The 20,404-nt window shown below is 54.9% G+C and carries 22 protein-coding genes; 11 read left to right on the forward strand and 11 right to left on the reverse strand.

Features of this window, described 5'->3' with window-relative positions:
- Positions 1 to 2 precede the first annotated feature (2 nt).
- The 3 genes from OQ371_RS03865 to OQ371_RS03875 are packed head-to-tail and all read right to left on the reverse strand — an operon-like array spanning position 3 to position 2,403.
- On the reverse strand, positions 3 to 482 hold the full coding sequence (locus tag OQ371_RS03865; protein WP_265992468.1) for a group II truncated hemoglobin: 480 nt from the start codon (positions 480 to 482) through the stop codon (positions 3 to 5).
- Positions 483 to 517: 35 nt separating this feature from the next.
- Positions 518 to 1,243 carry a LytR/AlgR family response regulator transcription factor gene (locus OQ371_RS03870; RefSeq protein WP_265992469.1) on the reverse strand — a complete coding sequence of 242 codons (726 nt, stop codon included), beginning with the start codon at positions 1,241 to 1,243 and terminating at the stop codon, positions 518 to 520.
- Between the two features lie 41 nt (positions 1,244 to 1,284).
- Positions 1,285 to 2,403, reverse strand: coding sequence for a sensor histidine kinase (locus tag OQ371_RS03875; RefSeq protein WP_265992470.1), 1,119 nt, complete (start codon positions 2,401 to 2,403; stop codon positions 1,285 to 1,287).
- A gap of 251 nt (positions 2,404 to 2,654) precedes the next feature.
- Between OQ371_RS03875 and OQ371_RS03880 the strand changes: the two genes are divergently transcribed.
- On the forward strand, positions 2,655 to 3,380 hold the full coding sequence (locus OQ371_RS03880) for a T9SS type A sorting domain-containing protein (RefSeq protein WP_265992471.1): 726 nt from the start codon (positions 2,655 to 2,657) through the stop codon (positions 3,378 to 3,380).
- Here the strand turns inward: OQ371_RS03880 and OQ371_RS03885 are convergent.
- The gene (locus tag OQ371_RS03885; protein WP_265992472.1) at positions 3,372 to 3,725 is read right to left on the reverse strand and encodes a DUF1304 domain-containing protein; all 354 of its coding nucleotides are present in this window, start codon (positions 3,723 to 3,725) and stop codon (positions 3,372 to 3,374) included. The genes OQ371_RS03880 and OQ371_RS03885 overlap by 9 nt on opposite strands.
- A gap of 232 nt (positions 3,726 to 3,957) precedes the next feature.
- Positions 3,958 to 4,197 (reverse strand): hypothetical protein, encoded by a 240-nt coding sequence (locus tag OQ371_RS03890; RefSeq protein WP_265992473.1) that lies wholly within the window; start codon positions 4,195 to 4,197, stop codon positions 3,958 to 3,960.
- A 262-nt stretch (positions 4,198 to 4,459) separates the two neighbouring features.
- On the opposite strand from OQ371_RS03890, the gene OQ371_RS03895 reads away from it, so the two are divergent.
- The 3 genes from OQ371_RS03895 to OQ371_RS03905 are packed head-to-tail and all read left to right on the forward strand — an operon-like array spanning position 4,460 to position 7,899.
- Positions 4,460 to 5,896 carry a sensor histidine kinase gene (locus tag OQ371_RS03895; RefSeq protein WP_265992474.1) on the forward strand — a complete coding sequence of 479 codons (1,437 nt, stop codon included), beginning with the start codon at positions 4,460 to 4,462 and terminating at the stop codon, positions 5,894 to 5,896.
- A gap of 51 nt (positions 5,897 to 5,947) precedes the next feature.
- Positions 5,948 to 7,609: an NAD(P)/FAD-dependent oxidoreductase gene (locus OQ371_RS03900; protein ID WP_265992475.1), complete on the forward strand. Its 1,662-nt coding sequence runs from the start codon at positions 5,948 to 5,950 to the stop codon at positions 7,607 to 7,609.
- 8 nt (positions 7,610 to 7,617) lie between these two features.
- Positions 7,618 to 7,899 carry a UBP-type zinc finger domain-containing protein gene (locus OQ371_RS03905; protein WP_265992476.1) on the forward strand — a complete coding sequence of 94 codons (282 nt, stop codon included), beginning with the start codon at positions 7,618 to 7,620 and terminating at the stop codon, positions 7,897 to 7,899.
- Between the two features lie 41 nt (positions 7,900 to 7,940).
- Here the strand turns inward: OQ371_RS03905 and OQ371_RS03910 are convergent, their stop codons facing one another.
- Genes OQ371_RS03910 through OQ371_RS03920 form a run of 3 tightly spaced genes read right to left on the reverse strand, consistent with a single transcriptional unit; the run spans position 7,941 to position 12,219 of the window.
- Positions 7,941 to 8,966, reverse strand: a complete 1,026-nt coding sequence (locus OQ371_RS03910) for a glycoside hydrolase family 43 protein (protein ID WP_265992477.1) — start codon at positions 8,964 to 8,966, stop codon at positions 7,941 to 7,943.
- Positions 8,967 to 8,987: 21 nt separating this feature from the next.
- On the reverse strand, positions 8,988 to 9,917 hold the full coding sequence (locus OQ371_RS03915; protein WP_265992478.1) for a D-2-hydroxyacid dehydrogenase: 930 nt from the start codon (positions 9,915 to 9,917) through the stop codon (positions 8,988 to 8,990).
- Positions 9,918 to 9,957: 40 nt separating this feature from the next.
- Positions 9,958 to 12,219 (reverse strand): FG-GAP-like repeat-containing protein, encoded by a 2,262-nt coding sequence (locus OQ371_RS03920; RefSeq protein ID WP_265992479.1) that lies wholly within the window; start codon positions 12,217 to 12,219, stop codon positions 9,958 to 9,960.
- A 106-nt stretch (positions 12,220 to 12,325) separates the two neighbouring features.
- On the opposite strand from OQ371_RS03920, the gene OQ371_RS03925 reads away from it, so the two are divergent.
- From OQ371_RS03925 to OQ371_RS03940, 4 genes are all read left to right on the forward strand, one after another.
- Positions 12,326 to 13,612 (forward strand): UDP-N-acetylmuramoyl-tripeptide--D-alanyl-D-alanine ligase, encoded by a 1,287-nt coding sequence (locus OQ371_RS03925; protein WP_265992480.1) that lies wholly within the window; start codon positions 12,326 to 12,328, stop codon positions 13,610 to 13,612.
- 70 nt (positions 13,613 to 13,682) lie between these two features.
- On the forward strand, positions 13,683 to 14,339 hold the full coding sequence (locus OQ371_RS03930; protein WP_265992481.1) for an SGNH/GDSL hydrolase family protein: 657 nt from the start codon (positions 13,683 to 13,685) through the stop codon (positions 14,337 to 14,339).
- A gap of 30 nt (positions 14,340 to 14,369) precedes the next feature.
- Positions 14,370 to 15,374: a bifunctional heptose 7-phosphate kinase/heptose 1-phosphate adenyltransferase gene (locus OQ371_RS03935; RefSeq protein WP_265992482.1), complete on the forward strand. Its 1,005-nt coding sequence runs from the start codon at positions 14,370 to 14,372 to the stop codon at positions 15,372 to 15,374.
- Positions 15,375 to 15,378: 4 nt separating this feature from the next.
- Positions 15,379 to 15,819 (forward strand): GNAT family N-acetyltransferase, encoded by a 441-nt coding sequence (locus OQ371_RS03940; protein ID WP_265992483.1) that lies wholly within the window; start codon positions 15,379 to 15,381, stop codon positions 15,817 to 15,819.
- Between the two features lie 21 nt (positions 15,820 to 15,840).
- On the opposite strand, the gene OQ371_RS03945 is transcribed toward OQ371_RS03940, so the two are convergent.
- The 3 genes from OQ371_RS03945 to hemE form a co-directional block, all read right to left on the reverse strand.
- A complete protein-coding gene (locus tag OQ371_RS03945; RefSeq protein ID WP_265992484.1) occupies positions 15,841 to 16,314 on the reverse strand; it encodes a low affinity iron permease family protein in 474 nt (157 codons plus the stop codon).
- Positions 16,315 to 16,447: 133 nt separating this feature from the next.
- On the reverse strand, positions 16,448 to 16,684 hold the full coding sequence (locus OQ371_RS03950; protein WP_265992485.1) for a hypothetical protein: 237 nt from the start codon (positions 16,682 to 16,684) through the stop codon (positions 16,448 to 16,450).
- Entirely contained in the window at positions 16,681 to 17,715 is a 1,035-nt protein-coding gene (hemE, locus tag OQ371_RS03955) for a uroporphyrinogen decarboxylase (RefSeq protein ID WP_265992486.1), read from the reverse strand. Before hemE ends, OQ371_RS03950 begins: the two co-directional genes overlap by 4 nt.
- Positions 17,716 to 17,940: 225 nt before the next feature.
- On the opposite strand from hemE, the gene OQ371_RS03960 reads away from it, so the two are divergent.
- Genes OQ371_RS03960 through OQ371_RS03970 form a run of 3 tightly spaced genes read left to right on the forward strand, consistent with a single transcriptional unit; the run spans position 17,941 to position 20,404 of the window.
- Positions 17,941 to 18,495: a TetR/AcrR family transcriptional regulator gene (locus OQ371_RS03960; protein WP_265992487.1), complete on the forward strand. Its 555-nt coding sequence runs from the start codon at positions 17,941 to 17,943 to the stop codon at positions 18,493 to 18,495.
- A 50-nt stretch (positions 18,496 to 18,545) separates the two neighbouring features.
- The gene (gene fabF / locus OQ371_RS03965) at positions 18,546 to 19,787 is read left to right on the forward strand and encodes a beta-ketoacyl-ACP synthase II (RefSeq protein WP_265992488.1); all 1,242 of its coding nucleotides are present in this window, start codon (positions 18,546 to 18,548) and stop codon (positions 19,785 to 19,787) included.
- Between the two features lie 59 nt (positions 19,788 to 19,846).
- On the forward strand, positions 19,847 to 20,404 hold the full coding sequence (locus OQ371_RS03970) for a hypothetical protein (protein ID WP_265992489.1): 558 nt from the start codon (positions 19,847 to 19,849) through the stop codon (positions 20,402 to 20,404).

Here is a 20,404-nt window from a genome sequence, read left to right on the forward strand (position 1 = left end):
CATCAGTCGCCCGTATAGGGTCCGCCAGTCTCCCCCCAACCCCAGATCGGCATGGGCGCATCCGGCTGAATTGGGTTGCTCACGGTCGTTGAATTGAGGACGGCAATCCGGCTGCCCCACTCCAGGTAGCCCAGTAACGCCGACTGAAACTCCGGGTCATCGGGCAGGCCGATTTCGTCGGCACTTTCCAGCAACAGGCTCATCCACCGACGGCGTTTGGCTTCATCGAGGTGCTTGCCGAGGTGGTGCGCCACCATGCGGGCGTGGCTGCCGCCATCGGTTTCGGTGTACTGCTTTGGACCGCCAAAAACTTCGCCGATAAAATGAGCAACGTGACGGGCGTGTTCGGGCGACATGTGCCGAAAGACCGGCTCGAGCAGATCGTCCTGCAACACTTTCCGGTAAAAAAGTGTGGTGAGTTGTTCCAGCCGGTCGGTTCCGCCCAACCACTCGTGCAAGGTAGGAATTGTCCGTTCACCCATAGAAGTTTAGTGATTAGTGGCCCACAACCGGCAGTTTATAACATTACATTCTCACTGTGGAACGCTTTCAGTGCCTGCTGCTTGTAATTGCGGCCCAGCGGCAGTGTCTTTTCACCAATCTGCACCGACAGGGGTGTGAAAGCCGTTACTTTTTCAATCGCCACCATAAAAGAACGGTGAACCCGGATAAATTTATTCTCGGGCAATTTCTGCTCTAAGTAACTAATTTTCTGGTAAGTAATGATCTGCCGATCGTGCGTTTTAACCCGGACGTAATCCCGCAGGCTTTCGATGTAAAGAATGTCTTTCAGGTACACCTTGACCATCTCGCGGTCTTCGCGCAGAAAAATGTACGCCCGGTCGAAGTCGTGGGTCAGTGGGTTGGCGGCCATTTCTACACTGGCCGACTGGCTTCCCTGATATACCTTGCTGATCGAGCGCAGAAACCGTTCGAACGTCACGGGTTTCAGCAGATAATCCACCACATCAAGATCGTAGGCATCGACGGCGTAATCGCGGTAGGCCGTGGTCATGATCACCGGCGGACGGTTTTTGAGCGATTTCAACAGGTCCAGACCCGAAATCTGCGGTAATTCAATATCCAGAAACAGAAGATCAACGGCTTTGGATTGCAGAAACGTGAAGGCTTCCACCGCATTGGTGTAGCTTTTCACCAGCGTTAGGCCGTCCACCTGCCGCACGTATGATTCCAGCAAACTGAGCGCCAGCGGCTCGTCTTCAATGATCAGGCATTTTTTCATAGGTCAGGAGTTGCATACATCTTGGGGCATCGCGTAAACCATTAAACCGACACGGTTTTCTCCCGGTGTGCAACCGGCCCGGTCGGGACCGGGTCCAGCTCGATTTTCAAAACAACCAGAAACGATTCTTCGTCGTCGAACAGTTGCAGCGAATACCGTTGTCCGTAAATAATATCGAGCCGTTTGCGCACGTTTTGCAGCCCGATTCCGCCCTGAACACCCGGCCTCGGCGTTGGTGGGCCGCTTACTTTGCTGTTTTCGATTTTGAAGAGCAGCGTGTTGTCGTTCGTCAGCACATCGACCCGTACCCAAACGCAGTCGAGCTGGCGGCTTACACCGTGTTTGAAACTGTTTTCCACGAAAGGCAGTATGATCAGGGGCGCAATCTGAATACCGTCGAGCGGAGTGTAGAGGTTGAGTGAAACGTCCAGCCGATCGCCGTACCGAACTTTTTCCAGCGTAATGTAATTTTCGATGTACTGAATCTCCTTGCCCAGCGGCACCCGTGCCAGGTTGCTGTCGTACAGCATATAACTCATCAACTCCGAGAGCTTCAGCACAATCTCCGGGGACTTGGGCGACCCATTCAGCGTCAGCGCGTAGAGGTTATTGAGCGTATTGAAGAGAAAATGCGGGTGTATCTGGGATTTGAGCAATTTTAGCTCGGCCTCCAGTTTTTCGCGCGCCAGGAGCTGCGTCATTTCGTGAAGTTGCTGGGCCGACTGCTGATCAACATACCACTTTTTCATCAGGTGGACCGTAGCTGCTACCGCCACCATCGCGTAGGTAGCAAAGGTGTAAATGAGAATTTTCGCCGGAAAAATGACCGGCGTTGCCAGGCCCTGCAGATAAAAGCGTGGGTAGATGACATAGTAGCCCACCAGCCGCTGAGCCACCCCGACGACCACCATCGACAGCAGCAGATAGGCCAAAAAATACCCGTAGCGCTTCCGCAGCAGCAGCTTATCGATCAGCAGGTAAAGCGTCACGTAGGTGGCCAGCATTTTAAGCGGCAATTCGATCAGCGAAATGGTAAACCGCTGACGGTATTCATCGTCGATGTTTCCCCAGATTACACCTTCGTACACCAGCAACGACAGCCAGAACAGAGCGTGCCAGGCAATGCGGTAGCGAAACAAGAGTTTGACGAATGATTCCATTAGTCTGGACAACGGTTTTTCAGAAGGTTACTTAAAGGTATCGTTTTCGCCGGTCTCCCGAATCGCAAAACCCGTTTTTTTAGACAAACGACGTTACTGCCCGACGAAAGGTAGTCGAACCCTGTAGACGCTCTTTGTCAGCCCAGCCAAGCGTCTGTCTGATCCGGTCGGTGTTGGCCTAACAAGCCGGTTTCGCGTCCCGATAGCCGCTTTCTTAGCCTGAAAATAAACACGCCTTTGTTCTGAATCCGATGAAACCGCTCACGTTCTTCTCAACAATGACTTTTTACGGCTGGAGCCTGCTGAACAGCCTGTTAGCACTGGCCCAATCCGATGGGTATTACCAGTCGAAAGGCCACTGGCAAGTCCGCACGGATGCCATTTCGCACACAACCGTTGTAACGTTTTACGATGCCTACCACCACCCGATTTACCAGGAAACCCTGCCCGGCCAGCACATCCGCCTGAGCCGGAAAAACATTCGGCGGCTCGACGCAATCGGTGCGCACCTGACCACCCGCCAACTGGTTGCTTCGGCGGTTCGGTCCGACGAGTTGCCGCCCAACCCGGCTCCGATTCGGTCGGAGTTCGCAGCCGACCCGACGGCTTTTTCGGCCGAACCTGACACGGCTTTCGGCGGTTTTCGTACCAAGGTCATTCCGGTGGCACCCAACCACCTGACCGTTTATTATGTTCAGGCCGATACCGAGCCGGTTTCCATTCAGTTACTGGATCAGTCCGGCCAGCCCGTCCACCGGGAAGTTCACCACGTTGCGAAGTACAAGCGGTCATTTGATCTTGAGCAACTGAACCCGGGCCTTTACGAACTGGCGCTCTCGACGGCCCGGTATCGGTATATTTACCGGTTGCGCCTACCCGCGCCAAACGACCTGAACCGTCCGGTTGTGCTATCCGTCTTTGATGGACCAACGCAACCCAAAACACGTACCGCTCCGCGTCCGGTTACGCTACAGTAGCATCAGACCGATCGCAACCAGCGCCGGAAGCGCCTGAATCAGAAAGATTTTTTTATCAGCCGTAGCCGCCCCGTAAATTCCGGCCACCGCGACACAGGACAGAAAGAAGAGGGCAACGTTGCGCTGCCATACCGGGTCGGTGATCAACAGCGACCAAATCAGACCCGCGGCCAGAAAACCGTTGTACAAACCCTGGTTAGCCGCCAGGGATTTGGTTGCCGGGAACAGGTGCGGTGGAAAATTTTTGAAAACCTTCGGGCCGCGGGTCGTCCAGCCAAACATTTCGAGCCAGAGAATATAGACGTGGATGGCCGCCACCAGCCCAATCAGGATTTTGCTCAGCATCAGCGTACGGTTTTAAATGTCACTTAAAGTATCATTTTTACGGACAAAAGCCGCTGGCCTGCCGGTGGTTGTGCATATTTTGGGAGGAAACACAAAAAGCCACGACTAAAATCGTGGCACTCCAAGGGCGGTGCTGAAAACGGAACCCTTGTACTGATTTTTGACTCCCTAAAATTGGAACACAAATCCGGTATTTAGGCCATCATTCCGCCGGGCGTTGCTCGTCCGGAAATCAATACGCCTTGCTCCGTTCCAACTGCTCCTGAACGGCTCTGGCAAAAGCTACCTTGTCGTTTTTCTTGTATTGCTCAACGGGCTTTCTGCTGGAAGAAGGGGTAAAATCCTGGTTAATGGCCTGGCAGGCACCCCATATTTCCGGATTTAGTTTGATTTTGTATTGGCGAAGGGGCGTATCGACGCTGAACCAAAGACTAATAATGTTATTAACGGTCGGTTTAATACGAGCACTCATGATGAATGGAATGGAATAAGTCGGTTTACTAGTTACTTGGTGCAAAGATATTCAGCGAAAGCGTTGTTTGTCAACTTCTTCTGTGTCAGCGGTAATATTGGCTGAGCGAGATGCTGAAAAGCCGGTATGAAACGTCCGAACCGTCTCGGTTCCAACCTCCTGCTACTGTTCTGCTGCTCCTGAAAAGCCGGGTTTTGCGGTCAGCTACTCATTGTAAGTCGCCGTCAATTGCTTACCTTTTGAGTTTAAAACCATTTTTCTCATGGATTGCCTGACTTCGCTGAAAAACAATCCGAACTTCCAGACCGTACCGGAGGAGCAACTCCGCTGGCTGGTGGACCGCTCCGACTGCCGCGAGCACCCAACGGGCGACATTCTTTATAAACCCGGCGACCCGACGGACCACTTCCTGATCGTGCTGACGGGCCGGATTCGGTTTTACATCGTTCAGCAGGGGCAACAGCAGGAAATTCGCGTCGCCGAAGAAGGCGCGCTGGAAGGCGTGTTGCCGTTCTCGCGCATGGTTGAATCGCTGGCGTACTGGCAAACCACCGAACCCACGGCCCTGCTGACGCTGCACCGCGATTACTTCCGCGAAATGATCCAGACCCAGTACGAACTGGCGCAAACGCTGGTGCACGTCATGACCTCACGGGTGCGGGAAACCACGCGGACCCTGCAGCAAAACGACAAAATGATGGCCCTGGGCCGCATGTCGGCGGGGCTGGCGCACGAGCTGAATAACCCGGTTTCGGCGGTCATCCGGAGTTCACACACGCTGAAGACTCACCTCCAGAATACGCCCCAGCGGTTTAAGGACATCATGGCGCTGCGGGTCACCGATGAGATGGTAGACCGCGTCAGCCACCTGTTGTTCCGCAAGATGGCCGACCAGACGGCGGGCAAGCGCCTGTCGTTGATGGAGCGCAGTAACCTGGAAGATGAACTTCTCGACTGGTTTGACGACAATGGGGTGTCGGACGGCGAAGACCTGACCGAGTCGCTGATTGATTTTGGCATTACGACCGACGATCTGGACACGCTGCTGGCCGATGTTGCGCCGGACAACCGAACCACCGTGCTGAACTGGCTGGTCAACAACCTGGTGACGGAACGGCTGGTCACCGACATTGAACAAGCCTCCAAACGCATTGCGGTACTGGTGGAAGCCATTAAATCCTACACGCACATGGACCGCGGGGTCGGCCGGGAATGCATTCACATTCGCGAAGGCATCGACAGTACGCTCGTGCTGCTGAAGCACAAACTGAAGGAAAAAAACATTCAGGTCGACCTGGCGATTCCGGACGATTTGCCGACCATTGAAGCATTTCCCAGTGAATTGAACCAGATCTGGACGAACCTCATCGACAACGCCATCGACGCCATGAACAACGGTGGTCATTTACAGATTACCACCGAAGTCGACCATGAATTTCTGTTGACGCACGTCATCGACGACGGTTCGGGCATTCCGGCCAGCAGTATAGACCAAATTTTCGATCCATTTTTCACCACCAAACCCATTGGGAAAGGAACGGGGCTGGGGCTTGATATTGTGCAGGGCATCATTCGGCACCACAATGGCCGGATTTACGTCAACTCCCAGCCGGGCCGAACCGAATTCAAAGTCTGTTTGCCGATTCACAACGAAGAACGGGAAGAACACCAGGAAACGGTTACGGAAGCGGAGGAATAAAAAACCGTTTGCGACCCTTTTTCGACCCCGTTTTCTTCCCATACTTAACTCATGAAACCACCCATCATCATTGCCGTCGACGACGACCAGGCGGTTTTGCAGGCCATTCAACGGGATTTGCGGCAGCAATACCGGAAAAATTATAAGATTCTGTCGAGCACCTCGGCCGATGAAGTACTGGAAACGCTGCACGAACTCCGCAAGAAAAACGAAGAAGTCGCGCTGTTTTTGTCGGACCAGCGTATGCCGGACATGCTGGGCGTCGACTTTCTGATCAAAGCCCGCAAGGTGTATCCCCACGCTAAAACCGTGCTGCTGACGGCGTATTCCGATATTGAAGCCGCCATTCGCGCCATCAACGACGTGCAGCTGGATTACTACCTGAACAAACCGTGGGACCCACCCACCGAAAAGCTCTATCCAATTCTGGACGAATTGCTGAACGACTGGCAGTCGAACTACCGCCCGCCGTTCGAAGGGCTGAAGTTGGTAGGCTACCAATTTTCGCCCCGTACGCATGAGCTGAAGGACTTTCTGGCGGGAAACCTGTTCCCGTACCAATGGCTGGACATGGAAACGAATGCGGAAGCCCGGCAACTGGCCGAACTGCACCAGCTCGACGCCAAAGAACTGCCCGCAGTGGTGATGCAGGACGGGGCGGTTTTGAAACAACCAACGATGCTGGCCGTGGGTGAAAAACTGGGCCTGAAGCCCCGGGCGACCCAATCGCTGTACGATCTGGCCATCATTGGGGCGGGTCCGGCGGGTCTGGCCGCAGCCGTGTACGCGGGTTCGGAGGGGCTACGGACGCTCCTGATCGACAAACGGGCGCCGGGCGGGCAGGCCGGTACCAGTTCGCGGATTGAAAATTACCTGGGTTTTCCGTCGGGTCTGAGCGGATCGGAACTGACGCGCCGGGCCATTACGCAGGCCACCCGCTTCGGCGTCGAGTTTCTGGCCCCGCAGGAAGTGGTCGCCATCAAACCGGAGGGGCAGTACAAACACATCGAGTTCAGCGACGGCAGCCAGGTCGTAACCCGGAGTATTGTGCTCAGCACGGGGGTTTCGTACCACAAACTCGACTGCCCGGGGCTGGATGAACTAACCGGTGCCGGGGTGTATTACGGAGCCGCCACCACGGAAGCGGTCGCATTCAAGGACAAACCGGTCTACGTCGTCGGTGGGGGCAATTCGGCCGGTCAGGGGGCCATGTATCTTTCCCGAACGGCTTCGGAAGTTTACATCATCATCCGTCGGCCCGACCTCACCGCCACCATGTCGCAGTATCTGATCGACCAGATCGAAAAAACGCCGAACATTCACCTGCTGCCCTGTACAGCAGTGGCCGAAGGGCTGGGAGAATCACACCTTGAATGCCTGGTTCTGGAAGACCTCATCACGCAGGAACGCCGGAAAGTACCCGCCAGCGCCCTGTTCATTTTTATCGGTACCAAACCGTACACCGACTGGATCAAAATGAACATCATCAAGGATTCCAAGGGCTTTATTGAAACCGGCCGCGACCTTGCGAAATACAGCGATTATAAGGAGTTTTGGAAACTGGACCGCGACCCTTACCTGCTCGAAACCTGCAGTGCCGGTATTTTTGCCGCCGGCGACGTGCGGGCGGGGGCCATGAACCGGGTGGCTTCCGCCGTGGGCGAGGGCGCTATGGCGGTTAGTTTTGTCCATAAATACCTGGCGGAAACCTAGACGATACGATGTTGAAACGAAAAAGTTGTTCCCACCTGAACGAAGTCGAAACCGTTGCGCTGCCCGGCCAACCGGCAGTCTGTGAAGAGTGCGTCAAAACCGGAGATTCGTGGGTGCATTTGCGTACCTGCCAGACCTGCGGTAAAACACACTGCTGCGATTCATCACCCAACCAGCACGCAACGAAGCATTTTCACGGCACGGGTCACCCGGTTATTGCCTCGGCCGAGCCCGGCGAAAGCTGGCTGTGGTGCTACGTCGACGAGCTGATTACACCCTACGCAACCTGAGTGTCCACGCACCGGGCCCTATGGCCCGGTGCGTAAGATTGTTACTTTGGAACCGGAATGGTAACATTGGTCGGGAGTGGCTGCCCAAACTGCGGCATCCCGTCGGCGGTCCAGGTAAATTTCTGCACCCTGGGTGAACGCTCTCTGCCGCACCCCTGCCCCGCTTCGGAATTAGCGTGGTACAGAATCCAGTCTTCCGTACCGTCGGGGGATTTGAAAAATGAGTTATGACCGGCGGCATACGTGCCGGTCACGTTTACGGCTTTAAACACCGGCTGCGGGGATTTGGTCCAGTTGCTGGCTTTCATCAGGTCTTTATCGCCGTCGATGTGCAACATTCCTAGGGCGTAGCTGTCCGTCCAGCAACCGCTGGCCGAAAAAATCACGAACAACCGGTTGCCGTGCTGAAGGGGTTGCGGACCTTCGTTGACCAGTACCACGGATTTATCGTCCGGACCGGGTCGCGAAATGTTTCCGTCTACCTCCCAGGCGTAAGTCGGTGACGAAATCTTCACGCGCTGGCCGGTGGCCGTCCAGGGGTTTTCCATCTGGCAGAGGTAAATGTCCTGCTCGCCGTTTTCGTCGCCCTCCCAGCCCGACCAGACCAGGTACAACTTGCCTTTATGCTCGAAAACAGAACCGTCGATGGCCCATTTATCGTCGGGCGTTTTGATCTGACCTTTCAGAGCCCAGGTCCCTTCCAGCGGGTCGGCGGATTCGTTTTCCAGCACCCACAGCCGGTGGTTGCGGTTACGTCCGTCGTCGGCCGCAAAAATCAGGTACCATTTCCCACGAATAAAATGAAGTTCGGGCGCCCAGATGTTTTTGGAATAAGGCCCCGTCTCGGGGGGTGTCCAGACCACTTTTTTTTCGGCCGTTTTCAGGTCGGCCAGCGAACGGGTTTTCCACAGCGTCAGGTTACGCCCGGTCGTATGGGTATAGTAATAGAAACCGTCCTTGTGAATGCTCCACGGGTCAGCCCCCGACGGCAGCAACGGATTGGTCAGCGTCTGCCCGAAACAAAGGGAGGCACAGCATAAAAAAATAAACAGGAAGACTTTTTTCATGGCATAAAAAGCAGCGCAATATCAATATCCTTTCGACAGCTCGACCTGGTTTTCCAGCGGCTCCCCGTTCCGGAACCGTTTCAAATTTTGCAGAAACAGGTCCATTTTGCCCTGATCTTCGGTGGCCTGTCCCCCGCCCGTGTGCTGGGTCAGAATTACGTTGGTCATTTCCCACAGCGGGTTATCAATCGGCAGCGGTTCGACTTCCGTCACGTCCAGCACCGCCCCGGCCAGGTGCCCCCGTTGCAGGGCGTCGATCAGGGCTTTCTCGTCGGTCGTGCTGCCCCGGCCAATGTTGGCGTAGAGGCTGCCGGGCTTCATGGCATTGATAAGTTCCGCCGTAAAAAAGCCTCTGGCCGTGCCGGGTAAGCAATTGACGACCAGATCGGTTTCGGGCAGGGCGGCTTTCAGTTCTTCGGGCGTGTGCAGTTCGGCGTCTGGGTTGGTACGCGCCAGCATTTTTACCTCGCATTGAAACCCCGTCAGCATTTGCCGCACGGCCTGGCCGATGGTACCCGCACCCAGGATAATTACTTTCTTGTCTTTAAGCAGATGCAGTTTAAACCGCAGCGGCACCCCCACCCACTTTTTCTGGGTCTGTAAAACCGCCAGTTCGTGAATATCCCGGTAAAAAGCCATGATGCCGGCCACAATGGTTTCGGCGCACGGCCAGGCGAAATAATCGCCCATGTTGGTGACCGGGGCGTTCAGCTGAACGTTTTTATAAGCGTCGAACCCCGCTGAATCCAACTGCCACCATTTCAGACTATTGCCTCCCGAAAACCAGGCTGCGGGCGGATTACCGAGCACAAAATCGGCGCGCCGGAAAGCCGCGGGCTGCTCTTCTTCGGGAAGGTCTTTCTTGAAAATCACCTCGAGATCCGTCGGCGATTGCTGGCGGAAATAGGCTTTGTTGGAATCCGACAAGGGGGTGTTTACAAAAACAATCATGCTGCAGGGTTTTGCGGCAAAAGTAATGAATCACCCGTTTTTATTTCGACAATATTACCTTCTGGTGCCGAACAGGTTGCCCGTCGCGCAGCAAACGCACCAGGTAAACGCCTTTCGGCAGAGTCCCCAGATCAATCGTTGCTTCGCTTTGCGCCTGCACCGCCTGCCGGGCCGTAACGGGTTGGCCGAGCAGGTTCAGGACCTGAACAACACCGTTGTGGGGCGATTTTACCCGCAAAAACCGGCTGGTCGGGCTCGGAAATACCCACGGCATTCTCATTTCTTCTTCATGGCCCGTAATAACCACTTTCTCTGACGTATTTTCCAAATAACGAATCCCGCCGTTGGTGGTGCCCGCCAGTACATCGGCCAGCCCGTCACCGTCCAGATCAGCGGCCGTGAGCGCCAGATTGCCGCCGGGGGTGGCCTTGTCCACCGCTTTCGTTAAATCGTTAATGACCAGTGTCGAGTCAAGCAACTGCATCTTGTCGGTGGGCTGGGCAGGCAGTTCATAGAGCCTTAAAGCGCCATCGCGGGTGCCCGTCAGCAGTTCCGGCCGCTGGTCACCGTTCAGGTCGACAATCAGAATGGAAGGGCTGTTGGCGCCGGTTGCGACGTTCATTTGCCCGTAATTCTGCTGCTGCAATTCGTATCGGGGCGCGGTGGCCGTGCCGGTATTGCGGTGGTACTCAATGGAACCGTTCTGTTTCCCGATGAGCAAATCGGTTTTTCCGTCACGGTCCACGTCAAACCAGGTCGGCATGTCGATAACGCCCAGGCGGTCGGGCGACGGAATTTGCTGCGCTCTGGCCGCATCGAGCTGGAAGGCCGCCCCCCGGGTTGCCTGGTTCAGGATGTAGCGGATCTCCGGCGCGCGGTTGATTGAATTGCCCGTAAAAACCAGATCGGGGCTGTTGTTGCCATCAATATCCGCAATGGCGAGCTTCAACTCCGTCAATTGAAACCGTTCCGACAGTTTCAAATAATCCGTGGTTCGCAGTTCAAATACCGGTTTGCTGGCGGTTCCGGTGTTTTCAAACTGCGCAATGCTGGCCCGGTAGCCCGTTGCGCCCCGCACTCCCGCGTTGCCCACTAGCAGATCCATATCGCCATCGCCGTCGAGATCCACCAGGACCGGTGTGGCTCCTTCGCCGAAATCGATCATGTCTTCCTGCAAAAAGCGTTTGGTGGCATACTGGAAATTTGGCCGCTGGTTGGTTCCGGTGTTGCGGTAAAACCAGTTGGACGCCCGAAAGTCGATCAGGCTGCTGTAGGTGTTCGACGAAGCCACCAAGTCCTTAATGCCATCGAAATCAAGGTCTTCGAAATACAGGGCGGGGTAAATATCAAACGAGATCGGGTTGATCAGCGGAAAGCTGTTGGATGCACTCGTAAACGCGGCCGCGGCCCCGTTACCGCCGACGTTGGTCAGCAGCGAAACGTGGGGACAGGTGACGTGGGCTGTCAGCAGGTCTTTTTTTCCATCGCCGTCCACGTCGATCAGCAGCATGGAATTGCCGTTGTGCATCTCCCGCGCACTCGAATGCCCGCCCTCCGCCGGCGTTCCGTTGCCGACGTACACGCAGTCGAGGCCAAACGCAAACTCACCGCAGTCGTCGTCGCTTTTGAAACCGCCCCAGCAAAAACCGATGCGCTTGAAGTCCAGGCCGTTCGGATCGTTTTTCCGCTCGACGCTCATGTTCTGGTACAGGTTCGCCGTTCCACCGTTGATGTCGTAGGTCAGAATATCAACATCCCCGTCGCCGTCCGCGTCCAGAATAGCCGGGATGTCCACCGAGTTGATGTACAGGTTCAATGTTCCCGAAAGCCCCTCGTGATAAACCGGTTCGGCAATGGTTTCCCAGGACAAACGGCCGTTCGAACCGGTATTTTTCAGGATCCGCAGCCCCCCGTTGGCGTGGGTAAACAAGTCTTTCTTACCGTCGTGGTCGTAATCCACCAGCAACATCCAGGTGCTGTAGGTAATCGTCGGAAACTGCTCTTCGTACTGGGGCGCATACTGCCAGCCGTACGTTCCGGCCGGCTGTTTGGCCGCCAGAAACGTCATGATCCGGTTGGTCTGCCGGTCGTAGACGACCAGGTCCGGTATAGTGTCCGTATCCAGGTGAATGGTTGAGTATTGGGCTCCGTTGAGACCGCCCGCCCACGGGTTGCGCAGGGTACGGCCCGCGATATTGACGGTAGCCTGGGAGTCGTACCGAAACGAGAAGGAACCGTTCGCGGTTTGAGCCTGCGCCCGTTGAAGAATCAGGAAACAAAGTATGGTAAACAGCTTTTTCATGTAACTTTGGCCAATTAACTGCCCGCATCAGGCCGCCTGGGCCCGTTGTCGTCCGGTTAATGGATAACGAACAGATTCACAACGTTGGTTTACTCGCTGCCGGAAAATGGTTATTTCCATTCCTGATTTGTACGATCGTTACCGCGAATGCGCGGGCGTTTCGACCGATACCCGTAAAATTACAGAAGGCTGTCTGTATGTCGCGCTCAAGGGCGACAAGTTTGACGGAAATTTATTTGCCAATGACGCGCTCGAAAAAGGCGCCCGTTACGCCGTCGTCGACAATCCCGATGTAGCCACCGACAGCCGGTATTTGCTGGTCGATGATGGGCTGACGGCCCTGCAGGAACTGGCCCGCCACCACCGCAACACGCTGACCATTCCCGTGATCGGACTGACGGGTTCAAATGGCAAAACCACAACCAAAGAACTGATTCTGAACGTACTATCCAGAAAATACGTCACTTATGCAACGCAGGGAAACCTCAACAACCACATCGGTGTTCCGCTGACGCTGCTGGCCCTTGACGATCATTACGAAATGGCGGTGGTGGAAATGGGCGCCAATCATCAGGGCGAAATCCGGCTGCTGAGTTCGATTGCCCAACCCACCCACGGTTTAATTACCAACGTTGGCAAGGCCCACCTGGAAGGCTTCGGCGGCATCGAGGGCGTGCGAAAAGGCAAAGGCGAACTCTTTGATTTTCTGGCCGAAACGGGCGGTACGGTTTTCGTCAATGCCCAGAGCGAGGTGCTGGTGGCGATGCAGAAAGAACGGCTTTTCCGCGAAGCGATTTTTTACCAACTGCGCGACCAGTACGAAATTCTTGCCGACAACCCGGTTGTGGTTTTCAAGGATGAAGCTGGGCGGGTTGTGACCACGCATTTGACTGGTCGCTATAATTTTGACAACATCGCGGCAGCCCTCAGCATCGGTAAGTTTTTCGGCGTTCCGGCGGAGGATGCCAACGATGCCGTGGCTGCTTACAACCCAACCAACAACCGTTCGCAGGTGATCCGGAAAGGGAGCAACACGCTGCTAATGGATGCCTACAACGCCAACCCAAGTTCGATGGCCGCGGCCCTCCAGAATTTTATCAAGCTGGACGCCCCAAAAAAGGTGGTGATTCTGGGCGATATGTACGAGCTGGGCGAAGAAAGTCCGGCCGAACACGCGGCTTTGGGTGAACTGATCGCGCAGGGGCAGTTTGATACGGTTATTCTGGCCGGGCAGGATATGCGTTACGCGCTGGCGTCGTTGCCCAAAGCGTATTATTTCCCCGACAAATTTTCGTTGCACAACTGGATCATGGACAACCCGTTTGAAAACACGGCGATCCTGATCAAAGGCTCACGCGGTATGGGCCTTGAATCGGTTGTGCAGTTTTTGTAATCATCCACGCAAGGTTTTAACCGCTGTGACCGACAACAAACCCGATTTCGCCCGATACCTTACGATTTCCATGAGAAAAATTTCGTTCTACTTCCTGCTGGCCTTTGCCATTCAATCCATTGCCCTGGCGCAACAACCCGTTCCGTTTGAAAATGAGATCAAAGCGTTTGAGGAGCAGGACAAAAAGGCTGCTCCCCCGAAGGATGCCATTCTGTTTACGGGCAGCTCGTCCATCCGGCTCTGGGAAAGCCTCAAGACGGATTTTCCGGACAAGGTGGTGCTAAACCGGGGCTTTGGCGGCTCCACGCTGCCCGATGTAGTTCATTTTGCCGACCGCGCCATCATTCCCTATAAACCCAAACAAATCGTTATTTACGTGGGTGAAAACGACGTGGCCAGCGGAACCGTAACGGCCCAGGAAGTGCGCGACCGTTTTGTCACGCTGTTTACCAAAATCCGGAAGTCGTTGCCTAAAACGCCGATTGTCTTTATTTCGATGAAGCCCAGCCCGTCGCGCCGGAAGTACCTGCCGATTACCCAGGAGGCTAACAAACTGATCAAAGACTACCTGGCGAAGCAGTCGCGGACGGACTATCTGGACGTTTACACTCCCATGCTCGACGCCAACGGGCGGATTCGGGGTGAACTGTTTCGGGCCGATAGCTTACATATGACCCCGAAAGGGTACGAAGTCTGGACCGAAAAGCTTAAACCGCTGTTAAAATAAACGGTATTTACTGACAACCATTTTTCCCATATGACCCAAACGGTCAAGACCACATCGATCCAAGAAATTTTCGAAGCGTTTAATTCGCTCCGCGTGCTGATCGTTGGCGACGTTATGCTCGATTCCTACGTATGGGGCCGGGTCGAGCGGATTTCGCCGGAAGCGCCGGTGCCCGTCGTTACCGTCCAACGGCGGGAAGTTCGGCTGGGGGGAGCCGGTAACGTCATCCTGAACGTTCAGGCACTGGGTGCCGAACCCATTATCTGCTCGGTAATCGGTACCGACGAACCCGGCGACCGGCTGGTTGGCCAGCTGGAAGAGCGGGGCCTTACCTGCGACGGGTTAATTCGGAGCGGTGCGCGCATCACCACTATCAAAGAACGGATCATGGCCGGTTCGCAGCAGGTGGTGCGGGTGGATACCGAAACCGATAAAACCATTACTGATCAGGAACGCAAACTGCTCATTGATAAAGTAAAAGAACTGATTCCGACGTGTCAGGTGGTTATTTTCCAAGATTACGACAAAGGGGTTCTGAGCCCGGAAGCCATTGCCGACATCACGGCTTTTGCCAACGAGCAGGGCGTCCCCACGGTAGTTGATCCGAAAAAGCGCAATTTTCTGGCCTACCACCACACGACGCTTTTCAAACCCAATCTGAAGGAACTGAAAGAAGGGCTGAAGATTGATTTCGATGTCAGCCAGGCGGGTGCCCTGCAGGACGCTATCGACCAGCTAAAATCCCGGCTGAGCATTCAGGGGGCCTTGATTACCCTTTCCGAACGGGGCGTTTTCATTGACTTTCGGGGCGAAACACACCGTTGCCCGGCGCACGTTCGCCAGATTTCGGACGTATCCGGTGCGGGCGATACCGTCATCAGCGTGGCGGCCTGTTGCGTAGCCCTCGGTTTGCCACCCCGCTTCATCGCCGGTTTGTCGAACCTCGCGGGTGGACTGGTCTGCGAATCGCTCGGGGTGGTTCCTATTGATAAACAGCGGCTGCACGAGGAAGCCGTTGAGAAAAACTTGCTGTAAAAGAATGGACGTACAACGAGACCGCTACACCATCTCAACTGATCCGGCACGACTCCAGTTCGATGTTATTCACGACTTTCTAACGAACCAATCTTACTGGGCAACCGGCATCAGCCGGGAAACCCTGCAAAAACAGATTGATCATTCCACGCTGAATTTCGGTCTCTACGATGAGGACCAACAGATTGGCTACGCGCAGGTGCTCACCAACTACACTTCGTTTGCTTACCTAGGCAACGTGTTCGTGCTGGAAGCGTACCGCGGCCAGGGACTCTCGAAGTGGCTCATGGCAACCATCATGAGCCACCCCGAGCTTCAGGTGATCCGGCGCTGGCTGCTGGCCACCCGCGATGCCCACGGCCTTTACCGGCAATTCGGTTTCACGGAACTTACTAAACCGGAAACCATTATGGAAAAATTCGACGACAGTGCCATTCGGCAGTAAGATTCCCGCCGTTCATGTCGTCTAGGCGTTGCCTTCTTCCTTGAGTTTTTCCTTTGTTTCTTTGATCGCTTCCTCAATGGAGTGCGACTTGCGCAGGTCGCTGGCCCGTTTGGTTACCTCAGCCATCGTGCAATAGTGCTGGTAGAGAATCGCAAGCTCTTCTTCGCTCAGATCTTCGCTGTCGATCAGGCGGTTGCTAGCTCCTTTGGTGGCCGCAATCAGTTCGTTCAGCTTTAACTGCACCGACAGGGACTCCTTGTTCTGCGCTTTCTGAATAACAAAAACCATCAGAAACGTAACGATGGTGGTACCCGTGTTGATGACCAACTGCCAGTCTTCGGAAAAGCCGAAGAACGGGCCGCACAATGCCCATAAGAGAACCGCGCTCAGGGCGCTCACAAACGCCAGCGAAGATCCGGTGGCTTTCGCAACTCCGGTCGAGAAACGCTCAAAAAAGCCTTTGCCATTCGAGCCTTTTGAACTATACTGCTTCATACACGGTAAGGTTAAACAGGTTGAAAAGCGTCGGGGGCCACCGGAATGGTCTCCAAACGTGCACGTGATTCAAACTTCTGTTGATATACCTTAACCGTGTGTATTTTGTTTAAAAGACAAGAGTAACCCCCTGTTACAGAGCCTTTTTGCGCGTTTCTTTGATGTAATCGTCCGTATAGGCCTTACCCCGGTTGTTGTGGTGCCGCCAAACCACTTTGTAGTTGGCAATCACCGCGACGGGCTGAATTTCTTTGGCCTCCAGCCCCTGTTCCAGAAACTGAATGGCTTCTTCCGGCGTGTCAAAATAACTGATTTCTGCTTCGGCGTGCCGGTTGTATATCGCTTCCACTTTTTTTGCCGTCCCGCTCATACCGTGTATTCTTTAACGGTTTGAATAAAGTACTTTACCTTTTCCGGGTCCGTATCGGGATACACCCCGTGGCCCAGATTAGCAATATACCGCTGTGTTCCGAAGGCTTGCAGCATCTTCTTCACTTCGGCTTTGATCTGATCGTAATCGGCGTAGAGCACACACGGGTCCAGGTTGCCCTGCAACGTCTTGCCCGGGATTAACTGCCGCGATTCGGCCGCGTCCATGTTCCAGTCCAGCCCCACCACCGAGCAGTTTAACTGACCAATTTCCTGACGGGCAAAAAAAGCACCCTTGGCAAAAACCGTAATTGGTACGCCCGTGGCTTCCGCAACGGCGTCGCAAATCTGCCGGATGTACGGCAACGAAAACGTACGGTATTGATCGGGCGACAGGATACCGGCCCAGGAATCAAAAATCTGCACCAGATCGGCTCCCGCGCGGACCTGCGCTTTCAGGTATTCAATGGTGCTATCGGTAATCTTCTGAAGCAGCGCGTGCGAAAACGCCGGATCAGCGTACAGCAGTTTTTTGGCAACAGAAAACGTTTTGGAGCCCCGGCCTTCGGTCATGTAACAGAAAATCGTGAACGGCGCTCCGGCAAAACCGATCAGCGGCACCCGGCCGTTCAGCTCTTTTTTCACGATCCGGATGGCTTCCAGAACATACGCCAGATCGCTTTCGGCGTCGGCAACTTTGATGCGCTCCAGTTGCTGCTGCGTCCGTACGGTTTGCGGAAAAACCGGCCCCCGCTGCTCCACCATTTCGTAGGGTAGCCCCATCGCTTCCGGCACCACGAGAATGTCTGAAAAAATAATGGCGGCATCAACGCCCAGAATATCAACCGGTTGAATGGTCACCTCGGCTGCCAGCTCCGGTGTGGTCGCCAGTTTGATAAAGCTACCGGCTTGTTCACGCACAGCCCGGTATTCAGCCAGAATCCGGCCCGCTTGCCGCATCAACCAGATGGGAACGCGTTCTACGTTTTCGCCACGGGCTGCCCGCAGCAACAAGTCATTTTGTAAAGTCATGCTGCAAAGATAATTCGTCGGAACGGATTACACGGATTCAGGGATTAACTATCTGAGCGGAGATTGAGGATGAACCCGTAGACGAAAGGCATCAGTCATCTTGCCGCCGGTTTTCCTCCGGCTTGGAGCCGTCGGTCCTGCACGCCAATAGCTATATGACTCCAGTTTAGCTAATTTACCAAACAAACGTTTGGTAAATTGATTTGGGCCTGTTACTTTTACGCCATGCCAACCCAGAAAGTCACACGGGATGAGATTTTGGAAAAGTCGATGCTGGTATTCAAGCGGCAGGGCTACCACCGGACCACGATGGATGATCTGGCGCGGGCCTGCGGGTTGCTGAAAGGTAGTTTCTATCACTACTTTCGCAGCAAAGAAGTGTTGATGAAAGAAGTACTCCAGCGCGCCGTCGACCTGAACGAAAAGCACCTATTTTCAATCGCCTACGACGAAACCAAACCGCCCGGGCAGCGTCTGGACCAGTTGCTGAGTGCCCTGTTCAACGGTGTTATGCGGTCGGAAGGGGGGTGTCTGATGGGCAATACGGTTCTGGAAACGGCGTTGGTAACCGAAGAATTTAAGGAACCGTTACGCGCCCATTTCAACAGCGCCATGAATGCGCTGGCGCACATTTACCAAACCCACCACCCGGAGGACAAGGCGCGGGAGCTGGCGCAGCAGGCCACCGCCGAAATCCAGGGTTCGCTGTTGCTGGTCAAGTTGTTCGGCCAGGCGCAACTGCTGACCGATTGCCGCAACCGGGCCGTTGAACGCTTGTAATTTTAATTTTTATCTATACCACAACGACGGCTTTCAAACCGTCCTGCCAAATGAAACGAGTTGTTGTAACGGGATTGGGCGCCCTGACGCCGATTGGAAATACCGTAGAAGAATACTGGAACGGGCTGGTACAAGGCCGCAGCGGGGCCGCCCTGATCACCAAATTTGATCCTGCTCACTTCAAAACCAAGTTTGCCTGCGAGGTAAAAGGCTTCGATCCGCTCCAGTTTTTCGACAAGAAAGAAGCCCGCAAGATGGACGAATACAGCCAGTATGCCCTGGTGGTGGCCGACGAAGCCGTAAAGGACGCGGCTCTGGTTGACGACAAGGTAGACCCGAATCGCGTGGGCGTAATCTGGGCGTCGGGCATTGGCGGGATGTACAGCTTCCAGGAAGAGGTGATTGCCTACGGTGCCAACAACCGCAACCCGCGCTTCAACCCATTCTTCATCACGAAAATGATTGCCAACATGGCCTCCGGTCTGATCTCGATCCGGTACGGGTTCCGGGGTGTCAACTTTGCGCCGGTTTCGGCCTGCGCGTCGGCAACCCACGCGCTGATCGACGCGTTCAACTACATCCGGCTGGGGAAAGCCGACGCCATCATCGCCGGGGGGTCGGAAGCCGTCGTAACGGAAGTGGCCGTGGGCGGTTTCAATGCGATGAAAGCCCTGTCGGAGCGCAACGACGATCCGGCAACGGCCTCCCGCCCGTTCGACGCCGACCGCGACGGCTTTGTGCTGGGCGAGGGGGCAGCCGCCATCGTGCTGGAAGAATACGAACACGCCAAAGCCCGGGGGGCCAAAATCTACGCGGAACTGGTGGGTACGGGTGCCACGGCGGACGCCTACCACATGACGGCCACGCACCCCGAAGGACTGGGGGCCACACTGGCCATGACCGAAGCCCTGCGCGAAGCCAACCTGAAACCGGAAGAAGTAGACTACCTGAACGTTCACGCGACCTCCACGCCTATCGGTGACCTGAGCGAAGCGCAGGCCATACAGAAAGTATTTGGTGAAAGCCCCGAACGGCTGCACCTGAGCGCTACCAAGTCCATGACGGGCCACTTGCTCGGAGCTGCCGGGGCCATCGAAGCCGTTGCCGGTATCCTGGCAATCCAGCACAACACCGTTCCGCCGACGATTAACCTGCAAAACCGCGACGAACGCATCAGCCCGAATCTGAATCTGACACCGAACGCAGCGGTTCAGAAACCGGTGGACGTGGTGATGAGCAACACCTTTGGATTTGGTGGACACAACGCCATCGTAGCCTTTCAGCGGGTGTAAGTCGTTAGAATGATCTCCTAAGATTTCCTAATTTTGGTAAAATTTGGAAATCTTAGGAAATGCCTGCCATCGAAAAAGACCTCAAAAAAGAGATTCTGAAATTACCGTCGAACGAAAAGGACAAGCTGCTGTTGCGGCTCATCGCCAAAGACAAGGACCTGGTCGAACGGCTGCATTTTGTCTTGATCGAAGGCGAAACCACGACCGAAGAACGGCGGCAGGAATTGAAAGAGAAGATTGCCCAGACGGCCAATGGTCATTACAACCACCCCGACGGCTGGATGCTGAAGGCCATGCGCTCGCTGGCGTCGGCCGTGACCCATCACGTCAAGATTACCAAAGACAAATACGGCGAAGTTGAACTGAATCTGTACCTGCTGACGGCTTTTTTTGCGACACAGCCGAGCCAGTTCGCCCATTTAAACCACCACAACCAGAATTCGTGCGCGTTTGTCGCCAAGAAAGCGGAGTCGATTCTGAAGAAACTTCAGAAGATCGATTCGGATTACTACATCGAGTTTGAAACCGATGTCAACCAGGCGCTGGATTTCATCCACACGCGCGGACCGGGATTGTATGCCCGACAGATTGGATTATCCCGCCACTGGAACCCGTAA

Source organism: Larkinella insperata (assembly GCF_026248825.1).
Taxonomy (GTDB): domain Bacteria; phylum Bacteroidota; class Bacteroidia; order Cytophagales; family Spirosomataceae; genus Larkinella; species Larkinella insperata.